This is a genomic window from Aminobacter sp. GW821-FHT11F06, from assembly GCF_058808215.1.
On sequence record NZ_JBXARL010000001.1, the window covers coordinates 195208 to 215578 of the forward strand.

Annotated in this window: 12 protein-coding genes; 5 read left to right on the forward strand and 7 right to left on the reverse strand. The window is 63.4% G+C overall.

Translation table 11 applies throughout. From position 1 onward, the window contains the following. Positions 1-249 precede the first annotated feature (249 nt). Entirely contained in the window at positions 250-6777 is a 6528-nt protein-coding gene (locus AC1RTB_RS00985; protein ID WP_492876957.1) for a coiled-coil domain-containing protein, read from the forward strand. A gap of 230 nt (positions 6778-7007) precedes the next feature. On the opposite strand, the gene AC1RTB_RS00990 is transcribed toward AC1RTB_RS00985, so the two are convergent. From AC1RTB_RS00990 to AC1RTB_RS01005, 4 genes are all read right to left on the reverse strand, one after another. Further along, positions 7008-7586, reverse strand: a complete 579-nt coding sequence (locus tag AC1RTB_RS00990) for an ABC-type transport auxiliary lipoprotein family protein (protein WP_492876955.1) — start codon at positions 7584-7586, stop codon at positions 7008-7010. A 102-nt stretch (positions 7587-7688) separates the two neighbouring features. Continuing rightward, positions 7689-9062: an MlaD family protein gene (locus AC1RTB_RS00995; protein WP_492876953.1), complete on the reverse strand. Its 1374-nt coding sequence runs from the start codon at positions 9060-9062 to the stop codon at positions 7689-7691. A 14-nt stretch (positions 9063-9076) separates the two neighbouring features. Next, entirely contained in the window at positions 9077-9898 is an 822-nt protein-coding gene (locus tag AC1RTB_RS01000) for an ABC transporter ATP-binding protein (RefSeq protein ID WP_492876952.1), read from the reverse strand. A 1-nt stretch (position 9899) separates the two neighbouring features. Further along, positions 9900-11087, reverse strand: coding sequence for an ABC transporter permease (locus AC1RTB_RS01005; RefSeq protein WP_492876950.1), 1188 nt, complete (start codon positions 11085-11087; stop codon positions 9900-9902). Positions 11088-11164: 77 nt separating this feature from the next. On the opposite strand from AC1RTB_RS01005, the gene dgcA reads away from it, so the two are divergent. Beyond that, on the forward strand, positions 11165-12148 hold the full coding sequence (dgcA, locus tag AC1RTB_RS01010; RefSeq protein WP_492876949.1) for an N-acetyl-D-Glu racemase DgcA: 984 nt from the start codon (positions 11165-11167) through the stop codon (positions 12146-12148). Here dgcA and AC1RTB_RS01015 read toward each other — a convergent pair. Both AC1RTB_RS01015 and AC1RTB_RS01020 read right to left on the reverse strand, forming a co-directional pair. Then, a complete protein-coding gene (locus tag AC1RTB_RS01015; protein WP_492876947.1) occupies positions 12110-13333 on the reverse strand; it encodes an MFS transporter in 1224 nt (407 codons plus the stop codon). The genes dgcA and AC1RTB_RS01015 overlap by 39 nt on opposite strands. 299 nt (positions 13334-13632) lie before the next feature. Continuing rightward, the gene (locus AC1RTB_RS01020; RefSeq protein ID WP_492876945.1) at positions 13633-14451 is read right to left on the reverse strand and encodes a UDP-2,3-diacylglucosamine diphosphatase; all 819 of its coding nucleotides are present in this window, start codon (positions 14449-14451) and stop codon (positions 13633-13635) included. Between the two features lie 119 nt (positions 14452-14570). Between AC1RTB_RS01020 and AC1RTB_RS01025 the strand changes: the two genes are divergently transcribed. The 3 genes from AC1RTB_RS01025 to AC1RTB_RS01035 all read left to right on the forward strand — a co-directional run bounded on the left by AC1RTB_RS01025 (position 14571) and on the right by AC1RTB_RS01035 (position 18992). Further along, positions 14571-15350, forward strand: a complete 780-nt coding sequence (locus tag AC1RTB_RS01025; protein WP_492876944.1) for an SDR family oxidoreductase — start codon at positions 14571-14573, stop codon at positions 15348-15350. A 169-nt stretch (positions 15351-15519) separates the two neighbouring features. After that, positions 15520-17838, forward strand: coding sequence for an NADP-dependent malic enzyme (locus tag AC1RTB_RS01030; protein WP_492876942.1), 2319 nt, complete (start codon positions 15520-15522; stop codon positions 17836-17838). A gap of 152 nt (positions 17839-17990) precedes the next feature. Then, on the forward strand, positions 17991-18992 hold the full coding sequence (locus AC1RTB_RS01035) for a DUF2865 domain-containing protein (protein ID WP_492876940.1): 1002 nt from the start codon (positions 17991-17993) through the stop codon (positions 18990-18992). Here AC1RTB_RS01035 and gltX read toward each other — a convergent pair. Next, positions 18910-20283, reverse strand: a complete 1374-nt coding sequence (gltX, locus tag AC1RTB_RS01040; RefSeq protein WP_492876938.1) for a glutamate--tRNA ligase — start codon at positions 20281-20283, stop codon at positions 18910-18912. The genes AC1RTB_RS01035 and gltX overlap by 83 nt on opposite strands. Between the last annotated feature and the right edge of the window lie 88 nt (positions 20284-20371).

Below are 20371 nucleotides of genomic sequence, written 5' to 3' on the forward strand. Positions count from 1 at the left end.
TTGGTAACCTAGGGCGACCATGTGGATAACCCGTTAACCCGACAAAGCCCGCTAGCCTGCGGAATCGAGGCCAACAATCACGCCAGTGTTAACCTTATATTTAAACTTTTACGTATCGGGGCGAATGCATGTTTTCTTTACCCGATTGTGTCACTACGATACGGGCGGTCCATATTGAGCCTCGGACGCGGTCAAAAATAGGACAAAAAGTCCAGAGATTCCGCGTCTTTAGTACAGGGTAGCGTAGGCATGGCGAAAAAATCCACTCCGACAAAAAGCTTCGATCTCGACGTAGCCAAGGAGCTCGAGCAGGCGCTCGACCTCGATTTGAGCAGCGGCGATGGCGGCCTCGACATGGCCGCGTCGATGGACGATCTCGAAGCGCAGATTTCCCAGGCAGCCGAGGAACTGGCGCGCGAAAGCGACAAGCACAAGCCGGCGGCGCCCAAGGCGCCCCCAGCACCCGCAGCCGCGCGCGCTCCAGCAGAGCCCCAGCCCCAGGCACAGTTGCGCGCTGTCGAAACCAAGCCGTTGCAGCCGGAAGGTTTCAAGCCGGCCAATGACGACCGCCAGAAGGATTACAAGTCGCTGCTGCACAGCCTCAACCGCCGCGCCTCCAGCACCATCTACTGGATGGTCGGGCTTGTGTCGGTTGCCTGGGTCGCGGGCGCTGTCGCGCTTGCCGACCGTATCGTCACGCCGAGCATCTGGACCATCCGCTCGGTAGACGACGCGCTGGCACGCCCGGGCCTGTTGATGCTCGTCGTCGCCACCATCGTTCCGATCGCCCTGTTCTGGGCCTTTGCCGCGATGATCCGCCGCGCCCAGGAAATGCGTATTGCCGCCCAGTCGATGACCGAAGTGGCCTTCCGCTTGGCCGAGCCGGAGAACATGGCGCAGGATCGCGTCATGATGGTCGGCCAGGCCGTGCGTCGCGAAGTGGCTGCCATGGGCGAAGGCATCGAGCGGACGCTGGCTCGTGCTGTCGAGCTCGAAACCCTCGTCCATACCGAAGTCAACCAGATCGAACGCTCCTACTCGGAAAACGCCGCCCGTATCCGTTCGCTGGTCGATGGCCTCGGCAACGAGCGCGAAGCCGTGGTCTCGCATGCCGAACGTGTCCGTGCGTCGATTTCCGGCGCGCATGAGACGCTGCGTGACGAGCTCGGCTCGGCAAGCGATATCATCCGCGATAGCATCCTGAACGCCTCGACCAAGCTGTCGATGACGATCACCAATTCCGGCGACACGCTCATCGACCGCATCAACGAAGGCGGCATGGGCCTGTTCGAGGCGATCGACAACCGCATGGACACGCTCGGAGACCGCCTGTCGACTTCGGGCGAGGCCTTCGCCAGCCTGCTCGACACGCGCATCGCCAAACTTACCCAGAGCACCGACGAGGCGACCCGGTCGCTGACCGAGCTGCTCGACGACCGTACCTCGGGCATGGTTTCTCTGCTCGGCGGCGCCGCCAAGACGCTCAACTCCGAGTTTGAGGCCAATTTGCACGGCATCGAACGTACATTGGCCGAGCGTGGCCAGGCGCTGATCGGCGAATTCCAGACGCGCGCCGAGGCGCTCGACACCGGCACAGCCAAGCTCAATGCCGCGCTCGAAGCCCGCGCCCGCCAGATCAATGAGACGCTGGTCGAACGTGCTCGCGAGATCGCCTCGACCTTCGTCCAGGGTCGCGACTCGCTGACCGCGGTGATCGACCAGGGCAAGGCCCAGATCGGCACCGACCTCGCCGACATCATCACCTCGACCTCGACAATGCTCGAAACCCGCGCCAGCGATTTCGCCGGCCGGATGGAAGCCGCTCGTCATCAGGTGTCGAGTTCATTCGACGGCGACATCCAGCGTCTCTCCGACGCCCGTGTCGGCATCGAACAGGCGGTCGAAGACCACACCCGCAAGCTTTCCGAGGCGCGCGACCGCATGGCCGCAGCGCTCAGGGACGACCTCAGCAAATTCGCCGAGGGACGCGCCAGCATCGAAGCCGCCGTCGGCTTCCAGGTGCAGAAGCTCGCCGAGGGCCGCAGCCTGATCACGCAGGCCCTCTATGACGACATGCGCAAGCTGGACCAGTCGCGTCAGGTTATCGACGACACGCTCAGCAGCCAGTTCCGTCAGCTCGCCCAGGGCCGCGAACAGCTGGCGCAGGCGCTCGTCGAAGACTCTGAGAAACTCGTCCAAGCTCGTACGAATATTGACGAAATGGTCGCTGGCCATGTCGGCAAGCTGGCCGAAGGCCGCAATATTCTTTCGCGTGCGCTTGAAGCCGACCTCAACAAACTCGCCGACAGCCGCAGCAGCATTGACGGCCTGGTCGCCGGTCAGGTCGAAAAGATCGCCGAAGGCCGCGCCATCCTCGCCAACGCGCTTGAGACCGACCTCGCCGGTATCAAGACGCTGGTCGACGGTCATTCGTCGAAGATCGCGGCTGACCGCGCCGAGCTTTCCAAGGCGCTAGAGACCGACCTCGGCGGAATCCAGGCCCTCGTTGACGGCCATTCGTCCAAGATCGCAGCTGACCGCGCCAGCCTTTCCGACAGCCTCCAGACGGACATCGCAGCCGTCCATGGCCTTATCGAGGAACACGCCGGCAAGCTCGCAGACGAGCGCGTCCTGCTCTCCAAGACCCTGGAGTCGGACCTCGCCAAGCTGGCGGACAGCCGCGCAGGCATTGACGGCCTTGTTGCCGGCCAGGTTGAAAAGCTTGCCGAAGGCCGCGATATCCTCAAGCGTGCGCTCGAAACCGATCTCAACACCATCCACAGCACGATCACCTCGCACTCCGAGAAGCTCGCCGCAGACCGCGCGATGCTTTCACGTTCGCTCGAAACCGATCTCGACAATGTCTCAGGCCTGGTGTCGAGCCATGCCGAGCGGCTGGTTGCAGAACGCGGCGCGCTTTCCAGGGCGCTGGAAGACGACCTTGCCAAGCTGGCCGAAAGCCGCTCGGGCATCGACGGGCTCGTTGCAGGTCAGGTCGAGAAACTGGCCGAAGGCCGCGATATCCTCAAGCGCGCGCTCGAAGCCGACCTCAATGCCATCCGCAACACCGTCGCTTCGCAATCGGAGAAGCTTGCCGAGGACCGCGCGGTGCTTGCGCGTTCGCTCGAAGCAGATCTCGACAGCGTCAAGAGCCTGGTTTCAAGCCACGCCGAACGCCTCGTCGCCGAGCGCGGCACCTTGTCCATGGCACTCGAGGACGATCTCGCCAAGCTGGCCGAAAGCCGCTCGGGCATTGATGGCCTCGTGGCCGGTCAGGTCGAAAAGCTCGCCGAAGGCCGCGACATCCTTCGCCGCGCACTGGAGGCCGACCTTGCCAGGATCGACGGCATGATGCTCGGCCAGGTCGACAAGCTCGCCGCCGGCCGCGATACGCTGACCAGAGCGCTGGAAGCCGATTTGGCCATGCTGAACGACAGCCGCGCCAGCATCGACAACATCGTCGCTGGCCATGTCGGCAAGCTCGCCGAGGGTCGCGACACCATGGCCCGCGCGCTTGACGAAGATCTCGGCAAGCTCGGCGATGCACGTCGCGACATCGATCTCGCCATCGCTGGCCATATCGATCAGATCGCGGCACGCCGCGTCGACATCTCCGACGCGATTGCCGGCGACATCGAAAAGATCGAGGAAACCTTCCGCCGCCAGACCGGCGTCATCGAAGAGCGCACCAGCACCATGGAACGGGCGCTTTCGCTGGGCGTCGACAATGTCCGCGGCGTGCTTGAAAAGAGCGCGGTCTTCGTGGCCGGCGCCCTGCGCGAAAAGGTCATGGAAGTGACCGCAGCTCTCAACGAAGAAGCTGGCCGCGCCTTCACCGACGCCGACCGCCGCATCGCCGAGCGCGCCGAGCAGACATCGACCGCCCTGCTCGCCCGTGCCGAAGACATCGCCCGTGCCTTCGACGACGCCGACAGCCGTCTTGCAGCGCGCGCCAACGAAACCTCGAACGCCCTCCTGGCACGTGCCGAAGAAACCGCCGACACACTGTCGGCCAAGGCAGGCGAGATCGCACGCACCTTCGATACAGCCGACCGTTCGCTGATCGCGCGTGCCATCGAAACGGCGGATGCACTGTCGGCCCGCGCCGGCGACATCCTGCGCAACTTCGACAGCGCCGACGAACGGCTCGGCATGCGCATCGGCGAATCCGCTGACGCACTTGCAGCCCGCGCCGCCGAACTCGGTCGCATCTTCGACGCCGCCGACGAAAAGCTCGCCTCGCGCATTGCCGAAGGTGCGGATTCGCTCGGCAACCGTGCCGGCGAACTCAGCCGCATCTTCGACGCAGCCGACGAGCGCATCGCCGCTCGTGTCGCCGACAGCTCGGCAACGCTCGGTAGCCGCGCCGGTGAAATCGTGCGCAACTTCGAACAGGCTGACGAACGGCTCGCCGCACGCGCCACGCAAACCGCTGACACCCTTGCTGGCCGCGCCGCCGAAATCGGCCGGACCTTCGAGGAAGCCGACAGCCGGATCGCCGCCCGCATCGACCAGACAGCCGACTCGCTGCTTAACCGCGCTGGCGAGATCAGCCGTGCCTTCGAAGAGGCTGACAGCCGGATTGCCGCGCGTGTCGACAAGACGGCCGATTCGCTGCTTGGACGCGCCGGCGAGATCAGCCGCGCCTTCGATGAAGCCGACAACAAGATTGCCGCGCGCGTCGACAGCACCTCGCAGTCTCTGCTTGGGCGCGCTTCGGAGATCGGCCAGGCATTCGACGAAGCCGGCCAGCAGCTTGCAGCCCGCATCGCCGAGAGCACCTCGGGCATCGGAGCGAATGCCGCGCTGATCGCCAACGCGTTCACCGAAACCGAACAGCGCGTCGTTGCCCGCGCCCATCGTACATCAGCCGATCTCGATGCCCGCGCTCGCGCCATCGAAGAGACGCTGGCCAATGTCGATGAGCGCCTCGCAGCCGGCGCCGAAGGTGTTGCGGCTCGCATCGGCGAGCACCTGACGAGTGCCGAAGCCCGCCTCGCCTACGGCGCGGAATCGATGGGCCAGAAGCTCAACGAGCAGGTCGCACAGGCCGAGGCACAACTCGTCGCCCGCGCCAATGTGGTGGCAGAGACCTTCACCGCGGTCGGCCAGCATATCGGCCAGAGCACCAACGAGGCCGCTCGCACGATCGGCACCAACACGCGTGAACTCAACGCCATGCTGGCGGAACGGTCGAACGAGATCGCCAAGATCCTCGACGAGACGGCGCGGCCGCTGGTCGATCGCTTCGCCGAAAGCGGCAACGAGCTGCACCGCAGCATGGAACAGGTCACCGCGCGTGCCACCGAAAAGCTGCGCAGCGAAAACGCAGTCCTTGTCGAGGCGCTTGCCAACCGCACCGCCGAGACCTTGTCCGCTGTCGAAGGCGCACGCTCGACGCTCGCCGAAAGCGTGGCCGATCTCATCGGCCGCATGACGGCGTCCAGCTCGCAGCTCGGCAATCTTATCGATCAGGCTGCCGCGAACCTCGCGAATGTCGACGATCGTCTGACCGGCAGCACGACGAACTTCGCCGCGACAACGGAAAAGGCCGCACAGACCTTCTCCAGTGCCGCGCGACTGGTGGATACCAACACCAATCGCCTGACCGACCTGTCGTCGACAACGTTGCGCGAAGTGGCTTCCATCGCCACCAAATTCGACGAGCACAGCCGCCTGCTGTCGAGCGCTTCCAACCTGCTGTCTTCGGCGCAGAGCAACCTCGAGCACACGCTCGAGCGCCAGTCGTCGCTGGAAGACCTCGCCGTCGGCCTGGTCAAGAAGTCGGAAGACCTCGAGCGCGTCATGCAGTCGTTCGAGCGGCTTGTCGGCCAGACGCTGGAGAACGCCGAAGGCAAGACCATGGAATCGGCGGACAAGATTCGGCTCGCCATCGCCGACGTCGTCGAAACCGCGACCAAGCGCTTCGCCGACGCCACCGAAGACATGCGCCGCACCGCTGGCTCCATCAAGAGCGAGCTGGAAAGCACCCGCGCCGAGCTCAAGAAGGGCGTGCTCGACATGCCTGCCGAGGCCAAGGAATCGACCACGGCCATCCGCCGTGCCGTTTCCGAGCAGATCAATGCGCTCAAGGAACTGTCGGCGATCGTTGCCAAGTCGGGTCGCACCGTCGATGTCTCCGATGCCTCGCTGCGTAACCCGCAGCCGCAGCCGACGCGCCGTCCTGCTCCGCAGCCCGAGCGTCGTGAGCCGCCGGCACCTTTGGGCGGCACGGCCCTGCGTGGCGCGCTCGACATCGAGCGCCCTGCTCCCGCCCAGCCGCAACAGCAGCCGGCGCGTGAGCCGACCAGCCGCGGCCAGCAAGGTGGATGGGTGCGTGACCTGTTGACCGGTGCATCGCGCGAGGAACAGCCGGCTCGTCCATCAGGCCAGCCCGAACCGCGCGCCGTGCCAGCACAGCGTTCGCCCATGCATGTGGTCGAGTCGCTCAACTCGCTGTCGGTCGACATCGCCCGCGCCATCGATCACGATGCCTCGATCGAGCTTTGGGATCGCTATCGCCGCGGCGAACGCGACGTCTTCACCCGCCGTCTCTACACGCTGAAGGGCCAGCAGACCTTCGACGAGATCCGCCGCAAATATCAGTCCGATGGCGAGTTCCGCACGGCGGTCGACCGCTATTGCGACGACTTCGAGAAGCTGCTCAAGGACGTCTCGCGCAACGACCGCGACAACGTCATGACCAAGACCTACCTGACTTCGGATACGGGCAAGGTCTACACCATGCTGGCACATGCGGCGGGCCGCCTAAAGTAAGGCGGCGGCAAGCCGCAAGGCAGTATGGCAATAAGGCAGTAGGGCAGTAGGTTCGGTACCTGCTGCCCTTTTGCTATCTGCGCTTCGTGCTTTGGGGGTGGCGGGGTGTCTCGCGACACGCGCGACTGCGCGTCGTCCAGGCGGCCGCCAAGGGCGGGAATGCGATCAAAACAGGGATTGGCTTACGGCAGCGACTTTGTGCTTACTGCCCTATTCCCTCACTGCCTCAATCAGATAATGGATTCAGTCCACTTGACGATTTCGGACGCGGCCTGGCCGAAGGCCCGGTCAAGCGCTGCCGCATAGGCACCGTTGCCGGTGCCTGAAACCGGCGCGCTGGTGGTGAAGACACGCGAGGCACGCACCTGGCCGGTGCGATCGTTCAGGAGCCTGACGAACAGTTCGACTTCGGCGCGTTCGCCGCCGTTGACCTTGATTTCGAAGCTGCGCAACTCGACGACAACCTGAAAGTCGATTGCAAGGCCCTCGCCGGGCTTGCCGACGCCTATGAAGCCGCCGGCACGCTGGAACGTCTCCGCCAGCCGCGCCTGCACGATTCGCGGCAGCCGATCGGACCACTGCGCACCCTTGAGGAACTGGATGGAGCCGGGCGACGGCTTGATGACGATGCTCTGACCGTCGAGCGATTTGAGCGCCGAGGGTTCGGCGATGAGAATCTGGCGATGGCTCGATCCGCCGCGCCCACTCACCGCAGGCGCCGTAAGCTCGTAGGTGTCGAGCGGCGGCGGCGTGGCAACGAACAACGAGGTACAGCCAGACAGCGCAAGCGCGGCTGCTGTCAGCAGCAATGTTGATCTAGCAGCCTTCACGTGCTGTCCCCGAACAAGACTCAAGCCGCGTCGTGCGCGAACCACCCTCAACCACGTTCATGGTGCGGCATGCCGGCGATGTCAACGACGCACCCGTCCGTCGAACTCGCGCACACTGCCTTCGCCACCGGTGATGATGCGTTGCGGGTTGCGCTCCAGATCAGAGACTGCCTGTTCGATACGGCTGATCGAACGGCGGCTGTCCTGCACCAGCGACTCGACATCGCGTAGTCCCTGACCCGAGAAACGCGAAAGCCCGTCCATAATGGTCGCGAGCCGCGAGTTCAGTGTGTCGGCAACCTGCTTGAATGATTTTAATGTCGCGCTGGCATCGGACATCACGCCCTGCGCCTCGCCCGAGCCAAGCAGCGTGTCGACCCTTGCAAGCACGCCGTCGACGCGGACTGAAGCCTGGTTCAGGCGCGAAGTCAGTTGTTTGGCGTCCGAGATCATCTGGTCGATGTCGTCGGCACGGTTGCCGAACTTGTCGGTGACCTTGGCCACGTCGGCGGCGGCCTTGTTGGCGTTTTCACTGGCCTGTCGGATGTTGTCGAGCGATGCACGCACGCTTGCGGCGTCGACGCCTTCAAGCACACCGTCGACCTTGGTCAGCGTCTGCTGGGTCTTCTGGGCGAAATCGTTGATCGAAGCGACGGCAGTGTTGACGCCCTTGACGATGCCGTCGAGCTGGTCACTTTGTGCGCTGAGGTTCCTGGTGAAGGTGTCGACGCTGGCGACGATGTTCTTGACCTTGTCCGGGTCGACGGATTTGAGCAGCCCTTCGGCCGCAGTGATCGTGCCGTCGAGCTTGCCCGAGACCCCCGACAGTTCCTCCGACAGCGCGCTTACGCTCGCCAGGAATTTGTCGACGCCATCGGCGTTGCGCGCCAGCGATTCGGAGAATTTCTGCGCGTTGTTGACGGTATCGGTCAGCGGACCACGGACATCGTTGGTGAAGCCTTCAAGATTGGTCAGCACCGTATCGGCGCGCTTGAAGATGTCCTGTGCGGTCTGGAGCAGGTTGGTGACGGCGGACGGATTGGCGATGATCTCGGCGATCTTGCCTTCCGCCTCGGCCTGGTCGAGCAGGTTGGGCTCTTTGACGTTGGCGCCTTTGAGCTCGATGTTGGCCTGGCCGGTCAGGCCGGCCAGGCCGATATCGGCCTGGGTCGACCGGGTGATCGGCGTCAATTTGTCGATCTCGGTGTCGGCAATGGCGACCTGCGGGTTGGTGATGTCGAGATAGACGCGACGGACATCGCCGACCTTGACGCCATTGAACAGCACGAAGCTGCCCCTGGCCAATCCCGACGCGGAGCCAGGAATGCGCACGCGCAACGTCACCGTTTCGCCACGATCGCCGATTGCCGCCGTCCAGTAGACGAAAGCAAAGGCGGCCAGGATCGAAAACAGCGTGAAGATGCCGACGATGACGTAGTTGGCCCGGGTCTCCATCACATCATTCCATTCTATGCCCTTGCGGCAAGATCAAGCTGCCGTGCCCGTTTTCCGCGGAAATAAGACCTTACCCACGGTTCTTCGCTCTTAAGCATGTCGTCGATCGTGCCTTCGATCAGAACCTTCTTGTTGCCGAGCACGGCAACCCGGTCGCAGACCGAAAACAGGCTGTCGAGATCGTGGGTGACCATGTAGACGGTCAGCCCCATCGTGTCGCGCATCTTGCCGACCAGCTCGTCGAACTCGGACGCACTGATCGGATCGAGGCCTGACGTCGGCTCATCGAGAAAGACGATGTCGGGATCGAGCGCCAGTGCGCGTGCCAGGGCCGCGCGCTTGATCATGCCGCCGGAAAGTTCGGAGGGGAACTTGCGCGCCGCATCCGGCGGCAGCCCCACCAACTCGACCTTGAGCATGGCGAGTTCGTCCATCAGCTTTCTGGGCAGATCGAGATATTCGCGCATCGGCACCTGAACGTTTTCCAGCACCGTCAGCGCCGAAAACAATGCCCCGTGCTGGAACAGCATGCCGAGCCGCATGTCGATCCTGAGCCGCTCTTCCTCGCTCGCAGTCTCAAGATCGACGCCGAACATCTTGATTGTGCCGGACCTTTTGCGGACCAGACCAAGGACAGTGCGCAACAGCACCGATTTGCCGGAACCTGAAGCACCTACGAAGCCGAGGATTTCGCCACGTTTGACATCGAGATCGAGCTTGTCGAGGATGACCTTGTCTTCGAAGGCGACCGTCAGGCCGCGCACTGAAAGCAGCACCTCGCCTTGGGCGTCCTGGATCTGGCTCAACGCCTGGATGGTCTTTGCGCGGCTTGCCATGTCAGAAACTGATCGCTGCGTAGAACATGGCAAACAGGCCATCGAGGATGATGACGACGAAGATGGACTTGACCACCGATGCGGTGACATGACGCCCAAGCGACTCCGCGCTGCCGCCTACCTTCATGCCCTCGACAGAAGCAAGGGTGCCGATGATCAACGCCATGAACGGCGCCTTGATCAGGCCGGCGGAGATGGTGCTGAGGTCGATTGCCAGACGCAGGCGATCGATGAAGGCGGCCGGCGGGATGCCCGAATAGAGCCAGGCTGCCACTATGCCGCCACCGAGGGCCGCGAAATTCGCGATGATGGTGAGGCACGGCAATGCGATCACCAGGGCCACCAACCTGGGAAAGACGAGCACGCCGATCGGGTTGAGACCAATCACGGTCAGCGCGTCGACCTCTTCGCGCATCTTCATCGAGCCGATCTCGGCGGTGATCGCGCTGCCCGAGCGGCCAGCGATCATGATCGCTGTCATCAGCACGCCGAGTTCGCGCAGGACCAGCACGCCGACGAGGTCGACGACGAAGATGTCAGCGCCAAAATAGCTGAGCTGGTAGGCGCCCTGCTGGGCGACGATGCCGCCGACGATGGCCGACATCAGCACGACGACAGGAATGGCGCCGACGCCCATGCGATCGATCTGGTTGAAGATGGCGGCCGGGTTGACTGCATGACCGCGCCCGAGCTTCATCTGGGCGCCGCGGATGGTCGCGCCAAGAATGTTCATCGAGGCGAGGAAATCGTCGCGCATCTCGTAGACGCGGCGACCCATGGCCTCGAGCAAACGCATGACGACATTGGGTGCGCCTGCCCCGGCCGATTCGCCTTCCCGCCGCACCGCATCGCTGACGGCGCCGAGAAGGATCCTGGCCACATCGCTGAGGCCCTCCATCTTGACCTCAACGCCCTTTTTCTCGTTGGCGCAGACGAGCCGGTCGATGACCCAGGCACCGGCGGTGTCCATCTTCTCGATTCCGGAAAGGTCGAGCGCCAGCGTCGCAAAGCCCTTGCGCGCCTCGATCTTGCGCATTTCGGCATCGATGAAGGCAACCGTGCGGGTGGTCCAGATGCCTGTGAACACGCAGGCAAGCACGCCTTCACGCTCCGCCACCGCAACCTGCGGTCGGTGATCCTGGCCGTCGGCTGCCCCGCCGCTTGCTTCCCGTTTGCCGATGGTGAACATGGCACCTTACTTAACGCGTCGGCTGCGCCATGTCGATTTTCGCAACCGCGCCAAGCAGTTGAACGGAGAAGATTTTCATGTCGCGTGTCCTTTCGGTCGAAGATGAGCGCTTTCCCATCGCCGGAACGTTCACCATCTCGCGTGGTTCCAAGACCGAAGCCGAAGTCATCACCTGCACGATTGCCGAATCAGGCTTTGTCGGACGCGGCGAATGTGTGCCCTACAAGCGCTATGGCGAGACCTTGGGAAGCGTGCGGGAGCAGATCGAAACGGCGCGCCGCGCTGTCGAAGATGGCGCCTCCCGCACTGACCTGCTGAGCCTCATGACGGCGGGCGCGGCCCGCAACGCCGTCGACTGCGCCTTGTGGGACCTGGAGGCGAAAACAAGCGGCACACACGTCACGTCGAGGCTCGGCCTTACCGCGCCGCGCGCACTTGAGACAGCCTATACGCTGTCGCTTGGCGAACCAGACGCGATGGCAGCACAAGCACGTGCCAACGCCGCGCGGCCTCTGCTCAAGGTCAAGATCGGCGGCGACAATGACATTGCCCGCATCCGCGCGGTGACCGAAGCAGCTCCCAACAGCCGCATCATCCTCGACGCCAATGAAGGCTGGACCGATGCCAATATCGTCGAAAACCTTGCCGCGGCAGCCGAACTCGGCATCGCGCTCATCGAGCAGCCGCTGCCGGCCGGCGCCGACCAGATCCTTGGCAGTATTCCGCATCCTGTGCCGATCTGCGCCGACGAGAGCGTTCACATCGCCGCTGATCTCGGCAAGCTCAAAGGGCTATACGATGCGGTCAACATCAAGCTCGACAAGTCGGGCGGACTGACGGCCGCCCTCGAACTGCGCGACCAGGCTCGCGCCCTTGGCTTCAAGGTGATGGTCGGCTGCATGGTCGGAACGTCGCTCGCCATGGCGCCTGCTGTGCTGCTCGCCCAGGGCGCCGATTTCGTCGACCTCGACGGTCCGCTGCTTCTGGCGAGCGACCGTTCGCCCGGGCTTATCTACGAGGGCTCAATGGTGTCGCCGCCCCTGCCCGAGCTTTGGGGCTGAACGGGACGCCAGCACCACAAGCACGATGGCACAGGCAGCGACGACGGCCATGAAATAGAAGCCGTCGGCGCCGAACCGCTGGTAGAGCGGGCCTGAAAGCAGCGTCACGATCGCCATCGACATGCCATTGGCGAAGTAGGCAACACCTTGAGCAGCACCCGTGCGCTCTTCGGGTACCGACTCGGCGATCAGCTTCTGTACGCCGATCAGCACCAGCGCGGTCGACACCGAATGCAGGCTTTGCACGGCAAAGAAGCCGGGCACGCCGAGCCCAAGCGGCCAGATCAGCGGATAGGCAATCCAGCGCATGATCGCGCCGATGCCGGCCAAAATGAGCACTGAGGCAGTGGATTTGGAGCCGAACAGGCGCGTGAAGAACATGAACATGACGATTTCGGTGACCACGCCCCAGCTCCACAGCAGGCCGACCACGGTTTCGTTGATGCCAAGCGATTTCCAGTAGATCGACACGAAGCCGTAGAGAAAACCGTGGCTTCCGATGATGACGCCGGTACCTGCGGCCATCAGCAGGAAATAACGGTTGAACAGCTTGGGCGCCGCCTGCTGCATGTCGGTCGCCGACAGCGGCGAGGCAAGCCTGGGCCGGCCGAGACGTGGCGTGATGAACGACATCAAGAAGCAGCCGAGCAGGCCGATGGAGATAATTACCGGCACGGCATCGGCCCCTGTCAGCGACAGGATGAAACCCGCGCCAAGACTGCCAGCCAGAAAGGCGATCGAGCCCCAGATCCGCATTGCCGCATAATCGGAACCGAAGCGGCGAACGCCTGAGAGCGCGAGCGAATCGGCGATCGGCGAATGCGGTGTCCACACCACTGAAAGCGCGAGCGAAACGGCGAGTACGATGAGATAAGTCGGTTCCAGGAAGTAGCCCAGCGACAGCAGCAAAGCCGAGGCGGCGAGGAAGATGAAGACGTTGGCACGGTCCTTGGCACGGTCAGCCATGGCCGCGATCAGCGGCGTGGTGATGACGCGCAGAAACATCGGCGCCGACAAAACGATGGCGATCTGCTCGGGATCGAAGCCTTTTGCCTCAAGCCACAGCGGAAAGTACGGCAGGTGCACGCCCATCGGCACGAAAAGTGCCGCGAAAAGCAGTGAGATACGCAGTTCGAAGCGCTGCGGCTTGATCTGCTGTTCTGGCGTGAGTGGCGGAAGCTTCATGGCGAGTATGCGTGTCCGGGCGCGACCCGAACAAAACAAGCCTCACCGATTTGCCTGATCCATTACCATGGGTGCCAGCCGCACGAAAGCCGCCGGACCTGCCGAAGCAAGCAAAGGTTGGGCCACACACCTGATGCAGTGTCGACCAAGTTTCATCGCGGGACTTTCGTCCACGCCGAGACGTTGTGCCCGCCGCAACACGAACGGCGTTGGGCGCGACGAACCGATGTCGGCATGGCCGGGTCCCGCCCGCCTTTGGCGCGAGATGCAAGTCGAATCACACATGGCTGCTTTTCCGCTCAGGCGGCCTTGTCGACGCGCTGGTCGACGACCATTGGCGCGAAGGGTTCGTTGACCAGCTTGCCGGCCAGGACATGCGGCCAGCGCAGGATGACGAAGGTGCCGTCGAAATCTTCCGCCACCGCTGTGCAGTTTTCGACCCAGTCGCCGGTGTTGATGTAGGCGATGCCGCCGAAATTCTCGATCGCCGGATGATGGATATGACCGCAGATGACGCCGTCAACCTCCGAGCGCCTGGCTTCGTCGGTCAGCACGTCCTGGAAGGCGCCGATGAAGTTGACGGCCTTCTTGACCTTGACCTTGGCCCAGGACGAAAACGACCAATAAGGCATGCCGAAGGTGCGGCGAAAGCGCGCCACCAGACGGTTGAGGGCCATGGCCGCGTCATAGGCAAAGTCGCCGAGATAGGCGAGCCAGCGCGCGTTCTGCACCACGGCGTCGAACTGGTCGCCATGGATGACCAGGAAGCGCTTGCCGTCGGCGGCCTCGTGGATGGCGCGGTCGGCAACGACGATGCCGCCGAAATGCACGCCCTGGAACATGCGGGCGAACTCGTCGTGGTTGCCGGCGATGTAGGTGATGGCAGTGCCCTTGCGGGCCTGGCGCAGCAATTTCTGCACGACATCATTGTGCGCCTGCGGCCAGTGCCAGGTGCGGCGCAGACGCCAGCCATCAACGATGTCGCCAACGAGGTAGATGCTTTCGGCTTCGTGGTGGCGCAGGAAGTCGATCAGATACTCGGCCTTCGCCGCCTTCGAGCCGAGATGGACGTCGGAGATGAAAAGCGTTCGGAATCTGCGTGTGCTGGTGCCGGACATGGCATTCCACCCGTTGCTGTCGCGGTGGCTATGCCCAGATTCATGCAACAGGCGTATGACGGTTGCGGCAGTCGCCCCTTGGACATAGGGTGGGCCATCACCGACAGGAGACGGACATCATGGATCTCGGAATCCGGGGCAAGAAGGCAATCGTGTGCGCGTCGAGCCGTGGGCTCGGCAAGGGTTGCGCGATCGCACTCGCCGAAGCGGGCTGCGAGCTTTTCCTCAATGGCCGCGACGCCGGCGCGCTCAGCCGAACGGCGACGGAAATCCGCCAGCGATTCGGCGTGAAGGTGACGGAAATCCTAGGCGACGTCTCCAACCCCGAGGTGCAGAAGGCACTGCTCGCCGCCTGCCCGTCTCCCGACATCCTGGTCAACAACAATGGCGGGCCGCCCTATCGCGATTTCCGCGAACTCGACCGCGCCAAGATCCTGGAAGGCGTGACCAACAATATGGTCACCCCCATCGAGCTGGTCAAAGCGGTGATCGACGGCATGGCCGAGCGCGGCTTCGGGCGCATCGTCAACATCACCTCGCTGTCGGTCTATACGCCCATCCCCGGCCTCGACCTGTCGTCGGGCGCGCGCGCGGGCCTCACGGCATTTCTCGCGGGCGTGGCGCGCACAGTCGCCGACCGCAACGTGACTATCAACAATATGCTGCCGGGCAAGCTCGACACCGACCGTTTGCGCGGACCGCATGAGCCGGGCAGCATCGAGGACCCGGCGCAAGGGGCAGCAAGACGGGCAAGGCTGAGTGCGGAAATTCCCGCTGGCCGACTCGGCACGCCGGAAGAATTCGGCCAGATCTGCGCCTTCCTGTGCTCGGTTCATGCCGGATACATGACCGGTCAGAACATCCCGGTCGATGGCGGGCTCTATGTCAGCTCGTTCTGAGCACCACGAAAGCTGAAACGACATCTCAGCAAATTACGTCAAGCGGTTGGAATGATTGCCATTCCAACAATTGAAAGTGATTCAACTGCCGTCTGGTCGTTGACACCTCGAAAAATGCCATGGTCGTGCTAATAACGGCCTTTGAAGCGGAATCTGTAAGGAGCTAGATATGACCGGGGACAACAAGAAGAAGGAAGCGCTCTCCGATCTCGATCAGGCCGCGCTCTTTTTCCACAAGTACCCGGTTCCCGGTAAGCTCGAAATCCAGGCGACCAAGCCACTTGGCAATCAGCGCGACCTGGCGCTTGCCTATTCGCCGGGCGTGGCCGCGCCCTGCCTCGCCATCAAGGACGATCCCGAAACCGCCGCCGACTACACCGGCCGCGCCAATCTCGTCGCGGTGATCTCCAATGGCACCGCCGTGCTCGGTCTTGGCAATATCGGCCCGCTGGCGTCCAAGCCGGTGATGGAGGGCAAGGCTGTCTTGTTCAAGAAGTTCGCCGGCATCGACGTCTTCGACATCGAGATCGACGCGCCCGAGATCCACCAGATGGTCAGCACGATCTCGGCACTGGAGCCTACCTTCGGCGGCATCAACCTCGAAGACATCAAGGCGCCCGAATGCTTTGAAGTCGAGGAGCAGCTCAAGGCCAAGATGCGCATCCCGGTCTTCCATGACGACCAGCATGGCACCGCGATCATCGTCGCAGCCGCTGTGCTCAACGGCCTGGAGCTTGCCGGCAAGAACATCGAGGACATCAAGATCGTGACGTCAGGTGCAGGCGCTGCCGCGCTCGCCTGCCTCAACCTTCTGGTATCGCTCGGCGCCAAGGTCGAGAATATCTGGGTCACCGACCGCTTCGGCGTCGCCCACAAGGGGCGTGTCGAGGAAATGGACCGCTGGAAGGATCCTTACGTCAAGGACACCAATGCGCGTGTGCTGGCCGATGTCATCGGCGGAGCCGACGTCTTCCTTGGCCTGTCCGCCGCCGGTGTGCTGAAGCCCGAACTGCTCAGCCAGATGGCCGAGAAGCCGTTGATTTTGGCGCTGGCCAATCCAAAACCCGAGATCATGCCGGAAGAGGCACGCGCCGCCCGTCCCGACGCGATGATCTGCACTGGCCGTTCGGATTTCCCGAACCAGGTCAACAATGTGCTGTGCTTCCCCTACATCTTCCGTGGCGCGCTCGACTGCGGCGCGCGCGCCATCAATGAAGAGATGAAGATGGCCGCCGTGCGCGCGATTGCGGCGTTGGCGCGGGAAGAACCGTCCGATGTCGCCGCGCGCGCCTATTCCGGTGAAACACCGACCTTCGGTCCCGATTTCCTCATTCCCTCGCCCTTCGACCCACGGCTGATCCTGAGGATCGCGCCGGCCGTGGCCAAGGCTGCCTGCGAAAGCGGCGTGGCGACCCGCCCGATCACCGACTTCACCGCCTATATCGAAAAGCTCAGCCGCTTCGTCTTCCGCTCAGGCCTGGTGATGAAGCCGATCTTCTCCAATGCCAAGCAGGCAGCATCCAAGCGTGTCATCTATGCCGACGGCGAAGATGAGCGCGTGCTGCGCGCCGCCCAGGTGGTGCTCGAGGAAGACCTGGCCAAGCCGATCCTTATCGGTCGTCCGCACGTCATCGAGGTGCGGCTCAAGCGCTACGGCCTGCGCATCCGTCCCGGCATCGACTTCGAGGTCATCAATCCCGAGGACGATCCGCGCTATCGCCATTATGTCGACCACCTGATCGACCTCGGCGGCCGCCAGGGCATCACGCCTGAGGCCGCGCGCACCATGGTGCGCACCAACAACACGGTGATCGCGGCCATCGCCCTCAAGCGCGGCGACGCGGACGCCATGATCTGCGGGTTGGAGGGGCGTTTCGAGCGCCACCTGCGCAACGTCACCTTGATCGTCGGCGCCCGCGATGGCGTCAAGGATCGCGACCTGTCAGCGCTTTCCATGCTGATCACGCAACGCGGGGTGCTGTTTTTCACCGACACCTATGTGACCGTCGACCCGACCGCCGAAGAGATCGCCGAGATGACGATGCTTGCGGCCGACGAAATCCGCCGCTTCGGCATCGAGCCCAAGGCAGCGCTGCTGTCGCACTCGAACTTCGGCTCGCGCGATTCGTTGAGCGCGCAAAAGATGCGCGAAGCAGCAGCCATCCTAAAGCGCATCGCCCCCGAACTCGCCAGCGACGGCGAGATGCATGGCGATTCCGCGCTGTCGGAGGTGCTGCGCCAGCGCGTCTACCCAAATTCGACGCTGAAGGGCGAAGCCAATCTGCTGGTCTTCCCCAATCTCGACGCCGCCAACATCGCGCTGACCACGGTCAAGACGATGATGGATGCGCTGCATGTCGGCCCGATCCTGCTCGGAACCGCCCAGCCCGCCCATATCCTGACGCCGTCCGTCACCTCGCGCGGCATCGTCAACATGACGGCGCTGGCCGTCGTTGAGGCGGCGCAGCTGGCGCACGCGACGAACTGACCTCCAATCCGAGGTTAGCCGTTTCCAAGGAAACGGTTAACCTCATCGACGCTAGGGTTGAGTCTACCCTTGCAAGGAGCGGCATGCTCGGGCTCGGCACAACAGGATTGTCGATGATGCGGCCAGGCTTGGCCTGCCTGGCGGTAGCCCTTTTGACGCTTGCGACCGGGTCGTCGATTGCCGCCTCGCCGCAATGCCTCAATCTGGAGGCCGAACTGGCCCGCCTGCCCGCGCAGACGACCAGCAGTTTCGTTCAATCAGACGAATTTGCCGTTGCTGCCAACACCCAGCAGGACCAGATCGACCTGGCCCGCATAAAGGCCTCGGATCTCGGCTGTGGCCGCGCCATTGCGGGCGACATGATCGCCCAATGCGCCGCCTTGAATGCCAAGATCGCCGAGATGGAGAACAATCTCGGCAAACTCGACCGACAGCCGATGCGGCCGAACAAGAATGCGCGGCGCGAGCGCATCCGCATTCTCGATGCGATGCAGTTGGCGGGCTGCAACGACCAAGACGACGAGCAAGAGGACGCTGCCACCAGCACGGAACCGCTCGAAGACCAGATCCGTGAGGCGATCATCCGTGGCGGCAGTGTGGAAAACCTGAGCCCCACCGAGAGCTATCCGCAGCACATCGTGATCAGCAGAAGCCAGGAACAGGCCAACGGCGACTACCGCACGCTCTGTGTGCGAACCTGCGACGGCTATTTCTTTCCCATGTCCAACGCTGCCGGTCTCCAGGATTTCCAGCGCGATGAGAAGAACTGCGAAGCGAGCTGCCCGGGAACCGAGATCGAGCTTTTCTATCACCTCAATGAGGGGCAGCTGCAGGACAGCATGGTCTCCGCCCGTTCCGGCCAGCCCTACCGAAACCTGCCGACGGCCTACCGCTACAAGCGGGTTGATCTGCCGCGCGTGCCGGCATGCGGCTGCAATGTCAGCCAAAACAGGAGTTTTTCCGTCATCGCCGGCGAAGGGCGCCCAGTTCCGAGCGCCCCGCAGGCCAAGCCGGTGGTGGAGGCCCCTGTTGCCGTCGCCCCGCGCCCGGCGCTTGATGCGAACCGCAAGGTCAGGGCCGTCGGGCCAGCGTTCCTTCCCGACCCACAAGCGGCAACAGATCTGCGAGCTCCGGGCCTGACTCCAGCCCGGTGAGCGCAAGCCTCAGTGGCATGAACAGCGCCTTGCCCTTGCGGCCAGTCGCTTTCTTCACCGTGGCCGTCCAGTCCTTCCAGACGTTGGCGCCCCATGGCTCTTCCGGCAAAAGGTCCAGCGCCTGGCCAACGAATTCGCGATCCTCTTCGGCGAGCTCTGCCACCGGCTGTGGTCCCTCGCGCAGGATGCGCCACCAGGATGCAGCATCCGACAGCCGGTCGAGATTGCCCCGCACCGCCACCCAGAACGCCTCGGCATGCTCGCCGCTGACGCCGAGCAGCAACAGCCGGTCGCGAACCTCGTCAAACGACATGTGGTGCAGAAGCGTCCGGTTGAGGACGACCAGCTCGTCGGGATCGAATTTGGAGGCCGACTTGGAGGTCGCCGCCGGATCGAACTTTTCGGCAAGATCCAAAAGATTGGGAACCGCCGTCACATTCTCGGACGTGCCCACGAGCACCGCGAGCGAGGCAACCGACATCGGCTCGATGCCGCGTTCACGCAGGCTTTCGATCGACAATGCGCCGGTGCGCTTGGACAGGCCCTCGCCTGAGGCGGTGGTCAGCAAATTGTGGTGGCCGAACACCGGCGGCTCGGCGCCGAGCGCTTGGAACAGCGCGATCTGCACGCCGGTATTGGTGACATGGTCGTCGCCGCGAATGACGTGGCTGATCTCCATCTCGATGTCGTCCACCACAGATGGCAGCGTGTAGAGATAGGTGCCATCGCCGCGCACCAGCACCGGATCGGAGAGCGACGCCAGATCGACTGTCTCTTCGCCGCGAACCAGATCGTTCCAATGGACCTCGGTCCGCTCGGTTTCGAACGGGTCGGACTTGAAGTTCGGCAGCAGGAAACGCCAATGCGGCTTGCGCCCGTCCTGCTCGTAGGCGGCACGTTCCGCCTCGGTCAGTTTCAGCGCCTCGCGGCCATAGACCGGCGGCAGGCCGCGTGTGCGGCGCACCTTGCGGCGCAGGTCGAGTTCCTCAGGCGTTTCATAGCACGCATAGAGCACGCCAGCCGCCTTGAGCTTGTCGACCGCCGCATCATAGCTGGCAAAGCGGCGCGACTGGTATTCGGTCTGATCCGGGAAGATGCCGAGCCAATGCAGGTCGTACAAAATCGAGTCGGCGAATTCCTGGCGCGAACGCTCGACATCGGTGTCGTCGAAGCGCTGGACGAAACGTCCTTGGTGCTTGAGGGCAAACAGCCAATTGAACAAGGCCGTGCGCGCATTGCCGATATGGATGCGGCCGGTGGGAGAAGGGGCGAAGCGAACTGTAACTGTCATGATCGGGGCGTAGCGGATGGCTCGTTTGTTGACAAGGCAGCGCCCCCGCACCTGACCTTCAGAATTAACGCAAGCTCAGCTTGAATGG